Source organism: Usitatibacter palustris (assembly GCF_013003985.1).
Classification (GTDB): domain Bacteria; phylum Pseudomonadota; class Gammaproteobacteria; order Burkholderiales; family Usitatibacteraceae; genus Usitatibacter; species Usitatibacter palustris.
Genome location: NZ_CP053073.1, coordinates 2,218,674 through 2,235,862 on the forward strand (window position 1 = coordinate 2,218,674; position 17,189 = coordinate 2,235,862).

The window sequence follows — 17,189 nt, forward strand, 5'->3', positions numbered from 1 at the left end:
ATTACGGAACGATCGCCATCCCGCGGATCGCCTGGCCCCCGGCGATCGTACCCAGGAACGTCGCCGCACCCGACTTGAGGTCGATCGAGTAGAGGCGCGACTCCTTCGAGCCCAGGCGCACGAACGCGGCGTAGGCCGCATTGTTCACGTCCGAGATGTCGAAGCTCACGCGCGACGATTCGCCGACGCCGAGCTGGCCCACCGTGAAGAGCTGCCCGGTGTTGGGCGACACCACCGGCGTTTCGCCTTCCTTCGTGCCTTGCGTGACCAGCAGGTCATTGCGGCCGTCGATCGCGTAGTTGGTCGTGAGCTTGTCGTTCGTCTTGTTGTACGTGTAGCCCGCGCCCATGATGCGCGGCGTCAGGTGCTGGTTCTTGTCCCCCGGTGCGTAGGCAAGCGGGTAATCGGTCTGCACGCCCGGGTAGTCCGCGTTCGAGTCGACGACGGCGCCCGTGTCCGGATGCGCGCGCATGTTCTGCTGGTTGTCGCTCACGATGCGGATGCGGTCGACCGTGGGGTTGAAGTCGAAACCGAACTCGTTGCCGTCGAGCGCCACCGCGAACTTGTCGTTGCCCACCTGGCGCATGCCGCCGGTGGCCGGATCGACGACGTAGAGGCGACCCGCGCGAGTGAGCGCATAGAGCATGCCGCGCGCGACCCGGTAGTCGATGCCCACCACTTCGTCGCCGGCCTCGAGGCCGACGAGCGGCTTCTTCGCGGTGATGACCTGCGGCGTGCCGGCGTTGAAGGTGATGAGCTCGTGCGAGAGCGTCACGGCCTGGATGATTTCCTTCCGGGGCGTGCCGGTGGGCTCGGTGAGCGTGGCCATCGTCGAGCAACCGGCGGCGAAGAGAAGTGCGGGAATGACGAGCGCGGACGTTTTCATGAAGCTCCCTTGTGACGTGAACGAGTGCCGACGGTGAGCGCGGTGCCGATGGCCAGCAGTTGCAGTGCAGCCGCGCCCCACAGCACGTGGGTGTAGCGGCCCGCGTCCATCAGCGGGCCGAAGAGCAGCGGCGCGGCGGCGAAGCCGACGTCGAGCCCTGAGTAGGTGAAACCGTAGACGCGCCCGAAAGCGCCCTGTCCGAAGGTGCTGGTGGCCGCGCGGCGCACGAGGATGTCGCGCGAAGGGCCGGAGAACCCGACGCAAAAGCCCATGACCGCCATCAGCGCGGGCAGCGCCGCGGCCGGCAGCGCGGCCGAGGCGATCGTGGCCGCCGCGATGGCCGCGACCGACAAGGCGATGGCGACGTTGCGGTCCTGCGTCTCGCCGCGAGACGCGAAGAAGCCACCGGTCGCCGTTCCCGCCGCGCTGGCGAGCAGGTAAGCCGTCAGCGCGGAAGCCGCGACCGTGAGCGTGACGCCATAGACGCGCTCGAAGATCGACGGCGCGAAGTTCTGCAGCGCGCCGAAGGCAAGCGTCACGATGAGGAAGAAGGCGAAGCAGAACCACACGGTCGGCGTACGCAGGAAAGCGAACGTGCTGCCGATCTGTTCCTTCGAGGCGCTGCCCGCGGGCGAAGCCACATCCGCGAACACGCTGCGATTGAGATAGAGGACGAAGAGCGAGGTGAGACCCACGAGCGCCGCGCCGATACCCGCGGCGCGCCAGCCTGCGAACGCCGCGATGGTGGCGAGTACGACGGGCGCCGTGGCCCAGCCCAGGTTGCCCGAGAGCCCGTGGACCGAGAACGCGTGGCCGAGCCGCGTGGGTGTCACACGGCGATTGAGCAGCGTGAAGTCCGCGGGATGAAACACGCTGTTGCCAAGACCCGCGATGAACGCGGCGAGCAGCAGCATCGGCAGGTTCTGCGCCACTGCAAGCGCAAGGCCCGACAGCGCGAGCAGACCGATTCCGCCGTAAAGAACCCGCAGCGCCCCGAAGCGATCGACCACGAAACCCGCCATCGCCTGGCCGATGCCCGAAACGACGAAGAACACCGTCATCGTGAGGCCGACCTGCGTGAAGTTCAGCCCGAACGCCGGCATCAGCCACGGGAACAGCGCCGGGAACATGAAGTGGTAGAAGTGCGACGTGCCGTGCACGAAACCGACCAGCGAAATGACCGTCGCGTCCTGCCGCAGTGTCGTCGTGGGGGTCGTTGCGGCCATCAGTCGTTACAACCATCGATACGCATCTCGTCATTGTAAACTGGCCGCATGGAAAACCCCGTACTGGTGCAACGCGAAGGCGCGATTGCCGTTGTGGTTCTCAATCGCCCCGAGAAGCTCAACGCGATCAATCGCGCGATGTGGCACGACCTCGCCGAATCGTTCGAGGCGCTTGCCGACGAAACCTGGGTGCGCTGCATCGTGCTTCGCGGCGCCGGCACCAAGGCGTTCGCGCCCGGCGCCGACATCACGGAGTTCACGACCGAACGCTCGACCATCGCGAAGGCCAAGGTCTACGCCGACGTGATGCGCCGTGCGATCGAAGCGATCGACCAGTGCCCTCATCCGGTGGTCGCGATGATCCACGGCGTATGCGTGGGCGGCGGCCTCGAAGTCGCGGGCCTCGCGGACCTGCGCATCTGCGGCGAATCGAGCCGCTTCGGCGTGCCCATCGCGAAACTCGGCCTCACCATGGCCTATCCGGAGATCGAGGGCCTCGTGCGCCTCGTCGGTGAAGCCACCGCGCTCGAGATCCTGCTCGAAGGCCGCGTGTTCGACGCGAAGGAAGCTCTCGCGAAAGGCCTCGTCACGCGCGTGGTCGCCGACGGCGAGGTGGAAGCCGAGGCGATGGCCACCGCGCAGCGCATCGCCGACGGCGCGCCGCTCGTCGCGCGCTGGCACAAGAAATTCGCGCATCGCCTGCGCAGCCCCGCCCCGCTCACCGACGACGAGTACGACGAGGGCATCGCGTGCTTCGGAACCGACGATTTCCAGGAAGGCCACAAGGCGTTCCTTGAAAAACGCAAACCTTCGTTCAAAGGCGAATGAAAGGCGGGAACCACAGATGAACACAGATGAACACAGATAAAGGCAAAACAGATGGCTGCAGGAAGAGCGGCATTCCCGAAATATCAACCTCATCGATGGCGCTCACCCTCACCTTGCTTTTATCTGTGTTCATCTGTGTCCATCTGTGGTTCCCGCCTTTGACTCTGCTTTTATCTGTGTTCATCTGTGTCCATCTGTGGTTCCCGCCTTTGACTCTCCCATGAGCGGACCGCTCACCGGAATCCGAGTCGTCGAGCTCGCGCAGATCATGGCGGGACCGACGTGCGGCATGTTGCTCGCCGACATGGGCGCCGAAGTCATCAAGGTCGAGAAGCTCCCCGGCGGCGACGACACGCGTGCCTACTCGCGTCCGAGCATCGCCGGCGAATCGGCGGCATTCATGATGTTGAACCGCAACAAGCGCGGCATCGCGGTAAACCTCAAGAAGCCAGGCGGCGTGGAGGTCGTGAAGAAACTCCTCGCGACCGCGGACGTCGTCACCGAGAACTACCGCCGCGGCGCGCTCGAGAAAATGGGCCTGGGCTACGAGCAGCTGCGCGCGCTCTATCCGCGCCTCATCTACTGCGCGATCTCCGGCTATGGCCGCACGGGGCCCTACGCCGACAAGGGCGGGTTCGATCTCATCGCGCAGGGTTTCTCGGGCCTCATGAGCATCACGGGCGAGCCGGGCCGCAGCCCGATGAAGAGCGGCTCGCCGATCGCCGACATCAACGCGGGCATCCTCGCGGCGCTGGGCATCGTCTCGGCGCTGCATTCGCGCAACGCCACCGGGCAGGGCCAGCTCGTCGAGACCTCGCTCATGGAAGCGGCGATCCAGCAGACGCTCTGGCATTCGTCGATGTACCTCGCGACCGGCGAGAACCCCGGGCCCGCGGGTTCTGCCCACCTGCTTACCGCGCCCTACGAGGCGTTCCCGACGAGCGACGGCTGGATCAACATCGGTGGCGCGAACCAGGCGAACTGGGAACGCATCGCCGCCGTCACGGAGCTGGGCCACCTCGTGCATGAGGAGCGCTTCCGCACGAATGCCGATCGCCTCGCCAATCGCGTGGCCCTCGCGCAACTGATTGCCGAGCGCACGCGCGGACGCAGCTCGGCTGAGTGGATCGCGGCCTTCGAAGCCGCGGGCGTTCCTGTTGGCCCGATCAATCGCATCGGCGACATGCTCGACGACCCGCAGGTGAAGGCGCGCGAGATGGTCGTCGAGGTCGAGCACGCCAAGGCCGGGAAGATGAAGACGCTGGGACTGCCCATCAAATTCTCGGTCACGCCGGGGCGCGTGAAGCGCGCCGCGCCTACGCTCGGGCAACACACGCGCGAAGTGCTCGCCTCACTGGGCTATGACGACGCCGCCATCGATCAGCTGGCTGCTGAGGGTGCGATTGCCTGACACGACAGCGGGCTCGGGTCCTACATTCCTGTAGGCCCGGGGCGATGGGGCCGCGCGAGCGCACGGCGTCCAATGGAATCACCTTCATCCACATACAAAGGGGATCTCCATGTCCGGAACAACCCTGCAGGACTTTCTCATCACACCGCCCGACAAGCGCGTGTACGTCGGCATCCCACGCCCGCGCTACGCACCTTCCGTCGCCGCCGGCATGATCGCCGGATTCGTGGCGCTCGGCCTCTGGGCCGCGCTCGGCCGGATCGTGGACGGCTCGTCGAGCTGGCAACCCTTCCACCAACTGGCGGCGGTATTCCTCGGAGCGGAAGCGCTCGATCCGATCGGCAGCTATGACCTCCCGATGATCGGGATCGCCATCGCGATGGTTCTCGCGGCCGGCGCGCTGGTCGGCGTCGCGCTCTCGCGCATCGTGATCGGCGCGAAGCCCCGTTCGGCGCCGGTGATCGGCCTCGTCGCCGGTCTCGCGCTCTACGGCCTGACCTTCTACGGCTTCGCGTATTTCTTCCCGTGGTTCGCAGATGCGCGCGGATGGATCCCGCTGGTTGCGTTCGCCGCGTCCGGCTTGTTCCTCACGCTGCTGTATCGTCCGTTCAAATTTCAACGGAAGCAGAACGACCTTCAGTAGTCGATAATGGCGGCACGCCTCGGGCGTGCCGCCATGCCTTTCCTCCTCCTCTTTTCCATCCTCGCCGTCGCGGCGCTGGTCACCTCGTTCATCTCGGGCATCCTCGGGATGGCCGGCGGGATGATCCTGATGGGCATCCTGCTCGCGGTGCTGCCGGTGCCCGCGGCGATGATGCTCCACGGCATCACGCAGCTCGCGTCCAATGCGTGGCGCGCATGGCTCTGGCGAACATCGGTCGATTGGCGCGTGTTCCGCGGCTACGCGTACGGAACGATCGTGGCACTCGCCTTCTTCGTGGCCGTGCAGATCCTGGTGAGCAAGCCCGCGGCGCTCATCATCCTGGGCCTCACGCCGTTCGTGGGTCTCGCGCTTCCGGAGAGCCTCAAGCTCAACGTCGAGCGGCGCGGGCATTCCTTCGCGTGCGGCCTCATCTGCCAGGGCCTGAACCTCACCGCCGGCGTCTCGGGCCCCATCCTCGATGTCTTCTTCGTGCGCTCCGCGATGGGGCGGCATGCGGTCGTCGCGACCAAGGCCCTCACGCAGAGCCTGTCGCACACCGTGAAGATCGCCTACTTCGGTGGCATCGCGGCGACGGCAGCCGGCAGCAACGTGCACGTGGGCATCGCGGCCACCATGGTCGTGCTCGCGTTCGTCGGCACCACGCTTTCGCGCAGCGTGCTCGAGAAGATGAACGACACGTCCTTCCGCCTCTGGACGAAGTGGACCGTCCTCTCGCTGGGCGTGGTCTACCTCGCGAGCGGCGCGTTGCTCCTGGCCGAAGCCTGAATCGGCGCAACGCGCCCGCAGCTCACTTGTCGCTGATGCACTTGCCCATCCGGTAGTGCTTTCCTTCGGGGCATTTGATCTTCGCCTCGCCCAGCTTCTCCGGGCAGCTCGGAACGCGCTTGCTCACGTGCTCTTCCTTCGCCGCATCCTCGCGAACGCGCGCTGCACGAATGTCGGCCTCCGCCTTCTCGCACAGCGGGACGATCGCATCCGCACCGCCCTTGGCCCGATCGGCGGCCTGTTCGTGGCTCGAGCGACGGCTCTTCAGGTCCTGGGTCTGGCAGGCGAACTGGCCGCAGTTGCCGCTGTTGATCTTGTTCTCCAGCGCTTCCACTTCGGTTTTCTCGCGCCGGTACGTGCTCGCGAAGCCGTCGTACTTGGCGACGTGGGCGTTGTAGCTCGTCCACGCGGCTCGCTCCGCCTGCTGGTTTGGTGAAGTGAGCTTCGCCACGTGCGGCACGAAGTCATTGAACAAGCACCTCGCGACCGGCGACTGCTTGTCGGGGTGTTGTCCCGCCGGGCATGCCGACGGACCTTGCGGCGTCGTGGGCGCGACGGGTGCGGCGACCGGCGCCGCGGTCTTCACGAGAACCCACTTGGCGTTGGCGCGGCCCGTCGGATCCTGGTGGTACACATTGCCGTCCACGAACGCGTCACCCGCGGCGAGTCCCTTGCCGTGCTTCTTGTCCTTGATGAAGTACTGGCCCGGCGAGCCGGGCACGGGCTCGAAACGCCACTTCGCGTTGTCGCGCCCGTTGTGGAACTGGTGGTAGACGCGACCGTCATACGCATCGCCGGCCACCAGGTAGCGGCCATGGCTGTTGTCGCGCAGGTAGTAGTAGCCGGCCTCACGGGGCACTGGCTCGAGGTCCCACTTGAAATTGCCCGCGGCCTGCGGCGGCTGGTGGTAGATCTTCCCGTCGTACACGGTCCCCGCGACGACAGCGTTGGCCCACTTGGCGTCCTTCACGAGGCAATCCTGCTCGCACTCGAGGGCTGCGGCGGCGGTGGAGATAGCGAGTGCCGCGAATGCGGCGCTTCGAACAATGTGCGCGTTCATGGTTTCCCTGTCTTCCCTTGTTGTTTTGTCGTAGGGGAAGCATAGGGCGGCGCGCACGCCGCGAGAACACGACCTAGGTCTTGCACAGACCTAGGTCGCGTCGTGCTGCTACAGCGGAAAGCGGTAGACCGTCTTCGTCTTCGTCACGCCGTTGATCGTGTACTCGAGCGTCGCGCGGCCGACCGTGCCCGGCGACTGCGTGAAGTCGATCGTGGCCGAACCGACGGGCTGCACAAGGACCAATCGCGGATCGTAGTCCGGGCCCTGGAACGAAGGACCCGTCGTGCGATAGACGTTGCCGTTCCAGCGCGAGTAGCTCGTCCAGCCGCCGGGCTGGAACGTGAACCACTGCGGCTCGCCATTGGTGCCGTAGACGAACAACTCGCCGAAGACGCCGCCGCTCGCACCCTGGTGCAGCGACAACGCCCATCCGGTCTCCAACGGGTTCCACCACATGCCGGTGTAATCCGTGAGCGGACGGATCGGGGGCGGGAAGACCGCGACTTCAGGACGATCCACGACTTCGAAGCGCAGCGATTCTGCGGGCGTGGGCGTGTCGCCGAAGAACAGATCCACGCGATAGCTGCCCGGAGGATAAGTGCCCACGCGAATGTCGACCACGCGAGGCTCGCCCGCGACCAGGCAGGCGTTCAGTTGCGTGCGCACGACGATCGCGGCATCGGTTTTCGAGACGCGCACCGTCGACGGATTGAACGTGCACGAGTCCGCGTTGATGCGCAGGTTGATGGGATCGAACGCGGAGGGTTGCGAGGGGACGATCTCGGAGGCGGCATGGGCCCCCGCGCCCGCGGCCAGCGCAAAAGTCGCGGCCACGGCTTTCAAGGTGAGGCGAAACATCTTCGGGCTCCTGGGTTTTTGGATGCCCTGAAATTCTAGCGAATCTGCTCGCGACAGTCGTCGCCGTTCGTGACCGTCATTGCGCGTTTCGTCGCAAAATAAATGGGGTCAGACTCGACTTAATTTAATTCTGTGGATAACTGGAGCCGAACCCCAGTTATCCACAGAATTAAATTAAGTCGAGTCTGACCCCATTTATTTTGCGATCCAGCGCGTGGCCGCCTCGGCATCCATCGGCCGCGCCACGTGGAACCCCTGCCCTTCGTCGCAGCCGCTCGCGCGCAGCGCCGCGAGCGTGGCTTCGTCCTCGATGCCCTCGGCGACGACGGAAAGCCCCAGGTTGTGCGCGAGCGCGATCGTCGATTCCACGATCACGCGGTCCTCGCGGCGCGTGAGCATGTGGCTCACGAAAGACACGTCGATCTTGAGCGCGTGCAGCGGCAGGCGCTTCAGGTGCGAGAGCGACGAGTAGCCGGTGCCGAAGTCGTCGACGGCGAGCTGCACGCCGAGCGCGCGCAGGCGCGCCACGGTTGCGTTCGCCCGCTCGGGATCGGCGATGAGCGCGCTCTCGGTGATCTCCAGCTCCAGCATCTTCGGATCGGCGCCGTGCGTCTTCAGCAGTCGCTCGACCTGTTCGGGGCATGCGTCATCGAGAAGATGGCGCGCGGAGAGATTCACCGACATGCGCACGGGCGTCCCCTTCGAGGCCCACACCCGCTGCTGTGCGAGCGCCTGCCCGAGCACGCAGAGCGTGAGCGGACGGATCACGTCGGAAAGCTCCGCGAGCGGAATGAATCGCCCCGGCGGGAGCAGGCCAAGCCGCGGATGTTCCCAGCGCACGAGCGCTTCGAAGCCGACCAGCGCGCCATCGGCGAGCCGCACGCGCGGCTGGTAATGCACGACCAGCTCGTTGCGGCGCACGGCGCTGTTGAGCTCCGAGAGCAGCGCGAGCCGCTCGGTCGAATACGGGTCCTGCTCCTGGTCGTACACCGCGAAGCCGGCGCCGAGGCGCTTGGCCGAGTACATGGCGACGTCCGCGCAGCGCAGCAGGCCGCTCGCCGTGGCGCCGTGGTGCGGGGCCAATGCAATGCCGATGCTCGCGCCGATCTCGAGGCGATACGTGCCCACCTCGAAAGGCGCAGTCAGCACGCTGAGCACGCGCGCGGCGGCCGCTTCGGCCTGCGCCTCGTTGTCGAACCGGTCGAACCAGATCGCGAATTCGTCACCGCCCAGGCGGGCAACAAGCCCCGTGCCGCCGAGCTCCGTCGACAGCCGCCGCGCCACGCTCGTGAGCAGCACGTCGCCCACGGGGTGCCCCAGCGTGTCGTTGATTTCCTTGAAGCGATCGAGGTCGACGAGCAGCAGCGCCCCGAGACCCTCGCGCGAAGCCACGCGCTCGAGACCCTGCTCGATCGTCTCGCGCAGGCGGATGCGATTCGGAAGTTGCGTGAGCGCATCGTGCATCGCGAGGTGCCGCAGTGAATCGACGTTGTGCCCGCGCTCGAGCTCGCCCGAGGCGCGCACCGCGAAGATCCGCAGCATGCTCTCGGCGGTCGCCGGATCGGCGAGCGGACGCTTGAAGAGCACGGAGATGAGCCCGAGGGCGCGCCCGCGCGAATCGACGAGCGGCGCGCCGACATACGCCTCGATGCCCTTCTGCGTCAGCGCAACATCCAGCGGGAACTGTTGCCCGACGCCGCTCGGATAGGCGCACACGCCGCGGCCGATCACGGTCTCGCAGGGAGAACCGTGCAGGTCGTACTCGAAATCGGCGCCGGGCTTGTCGCCGGCCTGGACGGCAATCGTGCGCACCTTCAACCGGTTGGCCGGGTCGAGCTCGCCCACGAAGGCGACGTCGGCCTCCAGCGCGCGGCCCAGGTGGGCGACGAGCGAACGGAAGAACGACTCTCCCGTCTCCGCCGCGACGCCTTGCGCGATGGCATAGATGAGCGATTCCTGGCGCTTGCGCTCGGTGACGTCGCGGCTGGTCGTCACGACGCACGCTTCACCCCGGATGTCGATGCGTTCGCCCGAAAGGTGGAACGTGCGCACGTCGCCGGGCTTGCGGCGGAACTGCACCTCGAAGTCGCGCACGAGCCCTTCGCGCGTGACCTTGTCGGCCCACTGCGCGCGCTGCACCGGATCGACCCAGAGGCCGATGTCGAGCGTGGTCTTGCCGATCACCTCGGCGACCTTGTAGCCGGCGTCGCGCTCGAACGCTTCGTTGACGTGCAGGATCGTGCCGTCGGACAGGCGCACGACGGAGATCCAGTCGGGGCTCGAGTTCACGGCGCGCTCGAAGAGCTCGCGCGATTCCTCGAGCTGCGCGTGCGCTCGCCGGAGCGTGTCGCGGTCGAGGGCGGCGGCCGCGAGATCGGCCATGGAGGATGCGAATTGCTGCTCGTCGAGTGTCCAGTAGCGCCGTTCGCCCACGGATTCGAGGCAGACGGCGCCGCGCGCGCGCCCGCCCTGCCAGATCCCCGAATCGAGCATCGAGACGATGTTGTGCGCCGCGATGTAGTCGCCGGCGAATTCGCGCGTGTAGGGATCGGTGGCCGCATCGGGCGCGACGATCGCCCGGCTCCAGCGCAGCGCGTGGAAGTATTCCGGACAGGCGGCCGACTCCAGCCGCTCGCCCGACTCGTGACGATTGGCATGGAGTTCGTAGAGGTCCTGTAGGACGAGCTCCTCGTCGCCCCGGGTGAACAGCCACACGGATACCCGGTGGCAGCGCAAGGTCTTCGCGGTCGTTTCCGTGAGCGCGCGCCACGCCTGCGCCGGTTCAGCGCTTGATATTCCGCTCTTCAGGAGCGCGAACAGGGCCGCCTGCTGGGCCTGGACCCGCAGTGCCGCTTCATCCTGGTCCCGTTTCACAGCGCTCCCTGCATCCGGCGATTCACGATCCCATTCTATCCGGGCTAGTAATATCCCTCGCGAGGAGGATGTCGCAATGAAGAATGTCACAGCGGTGATTGGCGGCGGAACGATGGGCGCCGACATCGCCCTCACCCTCGCGCGCGCGGGCTGCGCGGCGCACCTGGTCGAGCCCGGTGCGGCGCGGCGCACGGCCTTGCCGGGATACCTCGCGAAAACAGCGGCCGAACTGGGCATCGCGGACTTCCGCTCGATCGCCATCCACGACTCGCTCGCGCGATTGCCCTGGGCGTCGATCGACGTGGTGATCGAAGCCATTCCCGAGAAGCTCGAGGTCAAGCGCGCGCTCTTCGCGGAGCTGGTCACACTGGCGCGCCCCGATGCGCTGCTCGCCAGCAACAGCTCCGCCATCCCGATCAGCCGCATCGCCGAGGGGCTGCCCACGCGCGGGCGCATGTTCGGCCAGCATTGGTTCATGCCCGCGCACTCGGTGCCGCTCGTCGAAGTCGTGCTCGGTCCCGACACCGATGCCGCGCTCATAGAACCGCATTGCGCGTACCTGCGCTCGCTGGGCAAGCGCCCGGTCGTCGTGAAGAAGGACCTCCCCGGCTTCATCGCCAATCGCCTGCAGCACGCGCTGTGCCGCGAGGCCTATTCCCTGCTCGAGCAAGGTGTCGCTTCGGCCGAGGACATCGACGCCGCGGTGCGCTTCAGCTTCGGTTTCCGCTATCTCGCGGTGGGGCCCATCCTGCAGCGCGATCACGCGGGGCTCGACGTGCACTGCTCGGCGGCGGCGACGATGTATCCGACGCTTGCCGACAACAAGGAACCCGCGAAGGTGCTGCGCGATCTCGTGGCCGCGGGCCACCTGGGCATCAAGACCGGCCGCGGCTTCTACGAATGGACGCCGGAGAAGATCGCCGCGGACAAGGCGCGCTACACGCGCATGCTGCAAGGGGCCCTTGCGCTCGTCGCCGAGGAATTGGACAACGGAGGCTGACATGACCTGCCACCACGATCTCTCGGCGTGCGGTGCTGTCATCCTGAGGGAGCGAGAAGCAGCTCCTTCTTACGCTCAGGATGACGACCTAAGGGGTCGTCACTTGCCTCGGGTGTAGACCAGCTTCTTCGTGCCGCCGTCGCAGCTGCCGACGACCTTGCCGTCCTTCACGTCGGCGTTCGCGACCGCCTCGAGCGTGGGGTTCTTCACGCCCTTCTTGGTCATCTTGGCCTCGATCTCGGCCTTCAGGTCATCGCAGGTCTTGCGGGCAGCGACGGGCATGGCCACCAGGGCCAGCACCATCGCCAGGACGATCTTTTTCATGTTCTTGAGCCCCCCTCTGGGTCCCGAATGGGATTCCTCGCCGCTATCTTGCCAAATTTGCGGCCGGCGCGACGGTTGCCTCGGTCTGGCCACTGGCCGCGAGCCCCTTGGCGACGAAACCTGACGCCTTCATTTCCTCGACGAAATCGGTGAGGTACTTGGCTCCCGCCGTGCGTCCCTTGGGCACGCCCATGGCCTGCTTGATGTCGGTAAAGGTGCCGTCGATCACGCGATAGCCCGGGTTCTGCCCGTTCCAGCGCTGCAGCGTCTTCTTCACGCCCGCGGCCGCCTCGAGCTTGTCGTTCACGAACTGGTCGATCGCCGTTTGCGACGTGGGCGAGCGCACGAGCGTGGATTTCTTCAGGGTTCGCGTGAGGAAAAGGTCGTAGGCCGTGCGCTGCCCGACCGCGATTCGCAGTCCCGACTGGTCGAATTCGTCGATACGCTTCAACGGTGAATCGGTGCGCACGAGGTAGCTGCCTTCGATGATCACGTAGGGCGGCGTGAATTCCACGTCGGTCGCGCGCGCCGGGTCGATCGCGAGGAACGCGATGTCCCAGGCGCCGGACTTCGCGGCCTCGGCCACCTTGCCGGCAGTGTCGTAGCTCAGCCACTCGATCGGCACGCCGAGGCGCCTTGCGAGCTCGCGCGCGAGGTCGGCGGAAATGCCGCGCGCTTCACCGGTGGCGGGATCCTTCTGCGCGAGGACGATGTTTCCGTAGTTCATGGCGACGCGAAGCTTGCCGCCTGGGGCGAGCTCGCTCATCACCGCGGAGGGCACTTGCGGGGTGCTGGCGCAGGCGGCGAGGACGAGCGGAAGACAGAGTGCAGCGAGTTTGCGGTACATGGCGGGCTCCTCATTTCGTTTTTATTCGAATCATTCCTTCGGCACGACGGCGAGCGTGCAGCGCGAAACGCAGATGCCCTTGCCCTGCTCGTCGGTGATCGACACCTGCCACACGTGCGTGCGGCGGCCGATGTGCACGGGCGTGGCGGTGGCCGTGACGACCCCGTCCTTCTTGCCGCGCAGGTGGTTCGCGTTGATCTCGATGCCGACCACGTTTTCCTTCGAACTGTCGACGTTCATCCAGCCCGCGAGCGAGGCCGCGGTTTCGGCGAGCGCAACCGATGCGCCGCCGTGCAGCAGGCCGAAGGGCTGGTGCACCTTGGGACCCACCGGCATGGTGAGGACGACGCGTTCCTTGGAGCGCTCGACGATCTGGATGTCGAGTGTCGTGAGCAGGGTCTGGCGATCGGTATCCACGAGCCGATGGTAGGTGAAATAGAGGGGTCAGACCACTCTATCGCGGTACAAACGATAGAGTGGTCTGACCCCTCTATTTGAACTGTTCGGCGAGGCGGCGTGCGATGCGGCCGATGGCGGAACGAAGTTCGGTGGGCGCGCGGACCTCGAAGCGAAACGGCAGGCGCATCAACTCGCGCGCGTACCAATCGAGGTTGTCGGTGAGCGCCTTCAGCACCACGACATCCCCGCTCTGGTCGGGAAAGCCCAGGCCGTGGAAGAGCTCGCGGCGTGCGGTCGCGAGATCGGTGTGCAACACGACTTCCACGGAAACGCTTCCCGGCATGTTGGCGAGCGCGCGCGTGAGGTGCTCGACGGCATCGAACCCTTCGGGACGCACGAAGGTGCGCTCGGTGGGCTCGCCATGCGCGACGCGATCGAGCCGCAGCGTGCGCAGGCCCGATCGCAGGTGGCAATGTCCGACCACGTACCAGCGTCCGGCGCGAAAGACGAGGCCGTAGACGTCGAAGTCGCGCGAAGTCTGCGCACCATCGGCCGCACCGTAGCGCAGCGACGCCGTGCGCCGCGACTGCGCTGTCTCGCTCAGCACGCGCAGCAACCGAGCATCGGCGTTGGTACGCGAATCCCCGGTTTGCAGCGCCACGCTTTCTCGCAAAGCCGCGATCGTCTTCTTCGGCGCGCTCGGCAGCACCCGGTCGAGCTTGGCCTGCACGCTCTCGATGGCGGGCGCGGAATCCGAGAGGCCCAGGCCGCGCGCGGCGATGAGGCCCAGCGACAGCGCCTGCGCCTCCTCGTCCGTGAACATCATCGGCGGGAGCTTGTAGCCGGGCACGAGGCGATAGCCGCCATAGCGCCCCTGTTCGGTCGTGATGGGGATGCCCATCTCCTCGAGCATCGATATATAGCGGCGCAACGTGCGCCGATCGACCTCGACGCGGCGAGCGAGCTCCGCCCCGCCCATCTGGCCATGGGATTGCAGGAGCTCGAGGACGGCGAGGACGCGGGTGGTCGGGTTTGGCATAGCGTGACTATATTGGAGAACTAGGGCGCGTATAGCCCTATATCGGCGCTAGCCTGAGCGCATGAAAAACGAACTGCGCCTGCTGAGCCTTGCCGTCGCCCTGCTCCTCCTGGTGGCCGCGACCTGTCACAACCAGGCCATTGCCGGAGAGAAGACCGCCATGAATGCCGTCGTCGCGCACGCGGGTGCGAGGGATTTCGATTTCCTCGTCGGGTCCTGGCAGGTGCTCAACCGGCACCCGAACGATCGCGAAGAGATGATGGGGCGAGCCACGGTCCGTCCGATCCTCGCGGGCCTGGGAACCATCGACGAGATTCACTTCCCGGCCCGGGGCATCGCGGACGCAACGCTGCGGCTGTACAACCCGGACACCGGCCGGTGGACGATCTTCTCGCTCAACCGGCGCACAGGGATGCTCGAAACCGCCGCGACCGGCGCCTTTCGCAACGGTGTGGGCGAGTTCTTCGGTGAGGATGTGGACGAAGGCCGGCCCGTGCGCGTGCGCCACACGTGGTCGCGCATCACGCGCGATACCGCGCGCTGGGAACGCGCCTTCTCCCATGACAACGGCCGCACCTGGCAGACCGTGGCGGTCATGGATCTCCTGAAGCTGCGCTAGCCGGGAGTCGGACGTCTCCTACAGCGCCTGCCCGGCGCTGTCCGACAGATGCTTCGCCGCCGGCGGAACAGACTGTCCCATGTCGACAACCGCCGTAGCTACGCCTGCGCCTGCCGCACCGCCGCCTTCGCGCTGGCGCGATCCCGTCATTCGCCTGGGCCGCGCGGGCGATCGCGCGGCGCGCGATGCCTATGAAGTGACGGTCTTCCTCGCGCGAGCGGTGAACGCAACCGCGAAAGCAATCGTGCGGCCCCGCTACCTGCGGCTCTCCGCGATCTCGCGGCAGGTGGCCGAGACCGGCGTGAACGCACTGCCGACCGTGGGCCTGCTCGCCATCATGATCAGCGTGGTGATCGCCTACCAGGGTGTCGCTCAGTTGCGCGGCTTCGGCGTCGAGAACCTGACCGTGGACCTCGTCGCAGTCTCCATGCTGCGGGAGATGGGTGTGCTCATCACCGCGATCCTGGTGGCCGGCCGCTCGGGGGCCGCATTCGCCGCGGAGATCGGCGTCATGAAGTCGCGCGAGGAAGTCGATGCGCTGACCGTGATGGGCATCGACCCGATGGAAATGCTTGTCGTGCCGCGCGTGCTCGGCCTGATGATCACGCTGCCGCTGCTCACCTTCTTCGCCGACGTGATGGGCATCGTCGGTGGCTCACTCATTTCCCAGTCGCTGCTGCACGTCTCACCGCTCCAGTACCTGGACCGCGTGCACAACGCGGTGGATACCAGCGACCTCCTCGTCGGCCTGCTCAAGGCACCGGTGTTCGCCTTCGTGATCGCGATCATCGGCTGCATGCACGGGCTGCGCGTGCGCGGCTCCGCGGGCAGCGTCGGACGCGAAACGACGCGCGCCGTCGTGAAGTCGATCTTCCTGGTGATCGTGCTCGACGCGCTGTTCTCCATCTTCTTCGACAAGGTCGGGCTGTGAACGCCACTCCCATCGCCACGGCCCGCGGGATCGTGAACCGCTTCGGCGCGCAGGAGGTGCACAAGAACCTCTCGCTCGATATCCAGGAGGGCGAGATCCTCGGCGTCGCGGGCGGCTCGGGCAGCGGCAAGTCGGTCCTGCTTCGCACGCTCACGGGACTGCATACGCCCGTCGCGGGGGAAGTGCTGCTCGAAGGCAAGGCCGTCGCCACTATCAACGGCGCCGAGCGCGCGGCGCTGCTCGGCGTGCTCTTCCAGCAGGGTGCGCTCTTCTCCTCGCTCACCGTCGCGCAGAACATCACCCTCCCGATCGGCCTTCACAAGGGGCTCCCGCCCGAGGAGTGCGAGCGCATCGCCGCCGAGAAGCTCGAGCTCGTCGGCCTTCCCGTCGAACACGGGAAGAAGTTTCCTTCGGAGCTTTCCGGCGGTATGGTCAAACGCGCGGCCTTTGCACGCGCGCTGGCCCTCGACCCGCGCATCCTCTTCCTCGACGAACCGACCTCAGGGCTCGACCCAGTATCCGCAAGTGGCATCGACGATCTCATCCTGCAGTTGAACGACGAGCTGGGCATCACGATGGTGCTGATCACCCACGACCTGTCGACCATCTTCACGGTGTGCGACCGCGTCGCGATGCTGGTCGACGGCAACGTGGTCGTCGACACCGTGGACAACCTCCTCGAATCGAAGCAACCCTGGATCCACGAATTCCTGCACGGCCCGCGCGCGGAAGCCGCCGCAACCGCCCGCAAAGCCACGCATAACGACAGAACCCGGAAGGCGCCCCATGGAAACGGATAAGCACTACTTCGTCGAAGGCCTGTTCATCATCGCCTTCTCGGCCGCGATCGCATTCGCATTCATCTGGCTCTCGCGCAGCGGGGACAAGGACGATGTCCTCTATCGCATCCGCTTCTCGGAATCCGTGAGCGGCATGGCACTCGGCGACGCGGTGCGGTTTCGCGGCCTCGAAGTGGGCCAGGTGAAGGCCATGACGATCGACCCGGAAGACCCGCGCAAGATCGTCGTGCTCGTGGCCCTTCGCCGCGACGCGCCCGTGCATACCGACACTCGCGCGATCCTGAAATGGAAAGGCATCACCGGCAACGTGTACATCGAGCTCGATGGCGCCGACCCCGGCACGAAGAATCTCGCGGCGTCCACGCCCCCCGGCCAACTCCCCGAGATCATCTCGGCCAAGAGCGGACTGACGGCCGCGCTCGAGCAACTACCCAGGATCGTCGAGAGATTCGGCACGCTGCAGGACAAGACCAACCGCCTGCTCACCGATGGCGAGAAAGCCATGGGCGACGTGACCGAGTTCACGAAGAAGGTGAAGGAGAACCCGTCGCTCCTGCTCCGGAAGCCCAGCACGCCACCGCAGGCAACCGATGCGGGGAAAATCGGCTCGGGTTCGTAACACTCCGCAACCAGGCAAACGCGGCGCGCTGGAACCTTC

At 66.3% G+C, this 17,189-nt stretch carries 18 protein-coding genes; 9 read left to right on the forward strand and 9 right to left on the reverse strand.

Going from position 1 to position 17,189, the window contains the following annotated elements:
- Window position 1: 1 nt before the first annotated feature.
- Both DSM104440_RS10845 and DSM104440_RS10850 read right to left on the reverse strand, forming a co-directional pair.
- A complete protein-coding gene (locus DSM104440_RS10845) occupies window positions 2-886 on the reverse strand; it encodes a DUF4394 domain-containing protein (protein WP_171162490.1) in 885 nt (294 codons plus the stop codon).
- Window positions 883-2,112 carry an MFS transporter gene (locus DSM104440_RS10850; RefSeq protein ID WP_171162491.1) on the reverse strand — a complete coding sequence of 410 codons (1,230 nt, stop codon included), beginning with the start codon at window positions 2,110-2,112 and terminating at the stop codon, window positions 883-885. The genes DSM104440_RS10845 and DSM104440_RS10850 overlap by 4 nt, the downstream gene beginning before the upstream one ends.
- A 48-nt stretch (window positions 2,113-2,160) precedes the next feature.
- Here DSM104440_RS10850 and DSM104440_RS10855 point away from each other — a divergent pair, with 48 nt between their 5' ends.
- The 4 genes from DSM104440_RS10855 (at window position 2,161) to DSM104440_RS10870 (ending at window position 5,780) form a co-directional block, all read left to right on the forward strand.
- Complete coding sequence (locus DSM104440_RS10855) at window positions 2,161-2,940, forward strand: enoyl-CoA hydratase/isomerase family protein (protein ID WP_171162493.1); 780 nt, start codon at window positions 2,161-2,163, stop codon at window positions 2,938-2,940.
- Between the two features lie 220 nt (window positions 2,941-3,160).
- Complete coding sequence (locus DSM104440_RS10860; RefSeq protein ID WP_171162495.1) at window positions 3,161-4,351, forward strand: CaiB/BaiF CoA transferase family protein; 1,191 nt, start codon at window positions 3,161-3,163, stop codon at window positions 4,349-4,351.
- Between the two features lie 109 nt (window positions 4,352-4,460).
- Window positions 4,461-4,994 (forward strand): hypothetical protein, encoded by a 534-nt coding sequence (locus DSM104440_RS10865; protein WP_171162497.1) that lies wholly within the window; start codon window positions 4,461-4,463, stop codon window positions 4,992-4,994.
- A gap of 33 nt (window positions 4,995-5,027) precedes the next feature.
- Window positions 5,028-5,780 (forward strand): TSUP family transporter, encoded by a 753-nt coding sequence (locus tag DSM104440_RS10870; RefSeq protein ID WP_171162499.1) that lies wholly within the window; start codon window positions 5,028-5,030, stop codon window positions 5,778-5,780.
- Window positions 5,781-5,802: 22 nt separating this feature from the next.
- On the opposite strand, the gene DSM104440_RS10875 is transcribed toward DSM104440_RS10870, so the two are convergent.
- From DSM104440_RS10875 to DSM104440_RS10885, 3 genes are all read right to left on the reverse strand, one after another.
- A complete protein-coding gene (locus DSM104440_RS10875) occupies window positions 5,803-6,840 on the reverse strand; it encodes an RICIN domain-containing protein (RefSeq protein WP_171162501.1) in 1,038 nt (345 codons plus the stop codon).
- Window positions 6,841-6,948: 108 nt separating this feature from the next.
- Window positions 6,949-7,698: a hypothetical protein gene (locus DSM104440_RS10880; protein WP_171162503.1), complete on the reverse strand. Its 750-nt coding sequence runs from the start codon at window positions 7,696-7,698 to the stop codon at window positions 6,949-6,951.
- 195 nt (window positions 7,699-7,893) lie between these two features.
- Window positions 7,894-10,572 (reverse strand): bifunctional diguanylate cyclase/phosphodiesterase, encoded by a 2,679-nt coding sequence (locus DSM104440_RS10885; protein WP_171162505.1) that lies wholly within the window; start codon window positions 10,570-10,572, stop codon window positions 7,894-7,896.
- A gap of 76 nt (window positions 10,573-10,648) precedes the next feature.
- On the opposite strand from DSM104440_RS10885, the gene DSM104440_RS10890 reads away from it, so the two are divergent.
- Entirely contained in the window at window positions 10,649-11,572 is a 924-nt protein-coding gene (locus DSM104440_RS10890; RefSeq protein ID WP_171162507.1) for a 3-hydroxyacyl-CoA dehydrogenase NAD-binding domain-containing protein, read from the forward strand.
- 99 nt (window positions 11,573-11,671) lie between these two features.
- Here the strand turns inward: DSM104440_RS10890 and DSM104440_RS10895 are convergent, their stop codons facing one another.
- The 4 genes from DSM104440_RS10895 to DSM104440_RS10910 form a co-directional block, all read right to left on the reverse strand.
- Window positions 11,672-11,896: a DUF1161 domain-containing protein gene (locus DSM104440_RS10895; RefSeq protein WP_171162509.1), complete on the reverse strand. Its 225-nt coding sequence runs from the start codon at window positions 11,894-11,896 to the stop codon at window positions 11,672-11,674.
- A gap of 43 nt (window positions 11,897-11,939) precedes the next feature.
- Window positions 11,940-12,743 carry an ABC transporter substrate-binding protein gene (locus DSM104440_RS10900; protein WP_171162511.1) on the reverse strand — a complete coding sequence of 268 codons (804 nt, stop codon included), beginning with the start codon at window positions 12,741-12,743 and terminating at the stop codon, window positions 11,940-11,942.
- 30 nt (window positions 12,744-12,773) lie between these two features.
- Window positions 12,774-13,160 carry a hotdog fold thioesterase gene (locus tag DSM104440_RS10905; protein ID WP_171162513.1) on the reverse strand — a complete coding sequence of 129 codons (387 nt, stop codon included), beginning with the start codon at window positions 13,158-13,160 and terminating at the stop codon, window positions 12,774-12,776.
- Between the two features lie 73 nt (window positions 13,161-13,233).
- Window positions 13,234-14,181, reverse strand: coding sequence for a helix-turn-helix transcriptional regulator (locus DSM104440_RS10910; RefSeq protein WP_171162515.1), 948 nt, complete (start codon window positions 14,179-14,181; stop codon window positions 13,234-13,236).
- Between the two features lie 61 nt (window positions 14,182-14,242).
- Here DSM104440_RS10910 and DSM104440_RS10915 point away from each other — a divergent pair, with 61 nt between their 5' ends.
- The 4 genes from DSM104440_RS10915 (at window position 14,243) to DSM104440_RS10930 (ending at window position 17,150) form a co-directional block, all read left to right on the forward strand.
- Window positions 14,243-14,800 carry a hypothetical protein gene (locus tag DSM104440_RS10915; RefSeq protein WP_171162518.1) on the forward strand — a complete coding sequence of 186 codons (558 nt, stop codon included), beginning with the start codon at window positions 14,243-14,245 and terminating at the stop codon, window positions 14,798-14,800.
- A 79-nt stretch (window positions 14,801-14,879) separates the two neighbouring features.
- On the forward strand, window positions 14,880-15,731 hold the full coding sequence (locus tag DSM104440_RS10920) for an MlaE family ABC transporter permease (RefSeq protein WP_171162520.1): 852 nt from the start codon (window positions 14,880-14,882) through the stop codon (window positions 15,729-15,731).
- Window positions 15,728-16,531: an ABC transporter ATP-binding protein gene (locus DSM104440_RS10925; protein WP_171162522.1), complete on the forward strand. Its 804-nt coding sequence runs from the start codon at window positions 15,728-15,730 to the stop codon at window positions 16,529-16,531. Before DSM104440_RS10920 ends, DSM104440_RS10925 begins: the two co-directional genes overlap by 4 nt.
- Entirely contained in the window at window positions 16,518-17,150 is a 633-nt protein-coding gene (locus DSM104440_RS10930; protein WP_171162523.1) for an MlaD family protein, read from the forward strand. Before DSM104440_RS10925 ends, DSM104440_RS10930 begins: the two co-directional genes overlap by 14 nt.
- Window positions 17,151-17,189 lie beyond the last annotated feature (39 nt).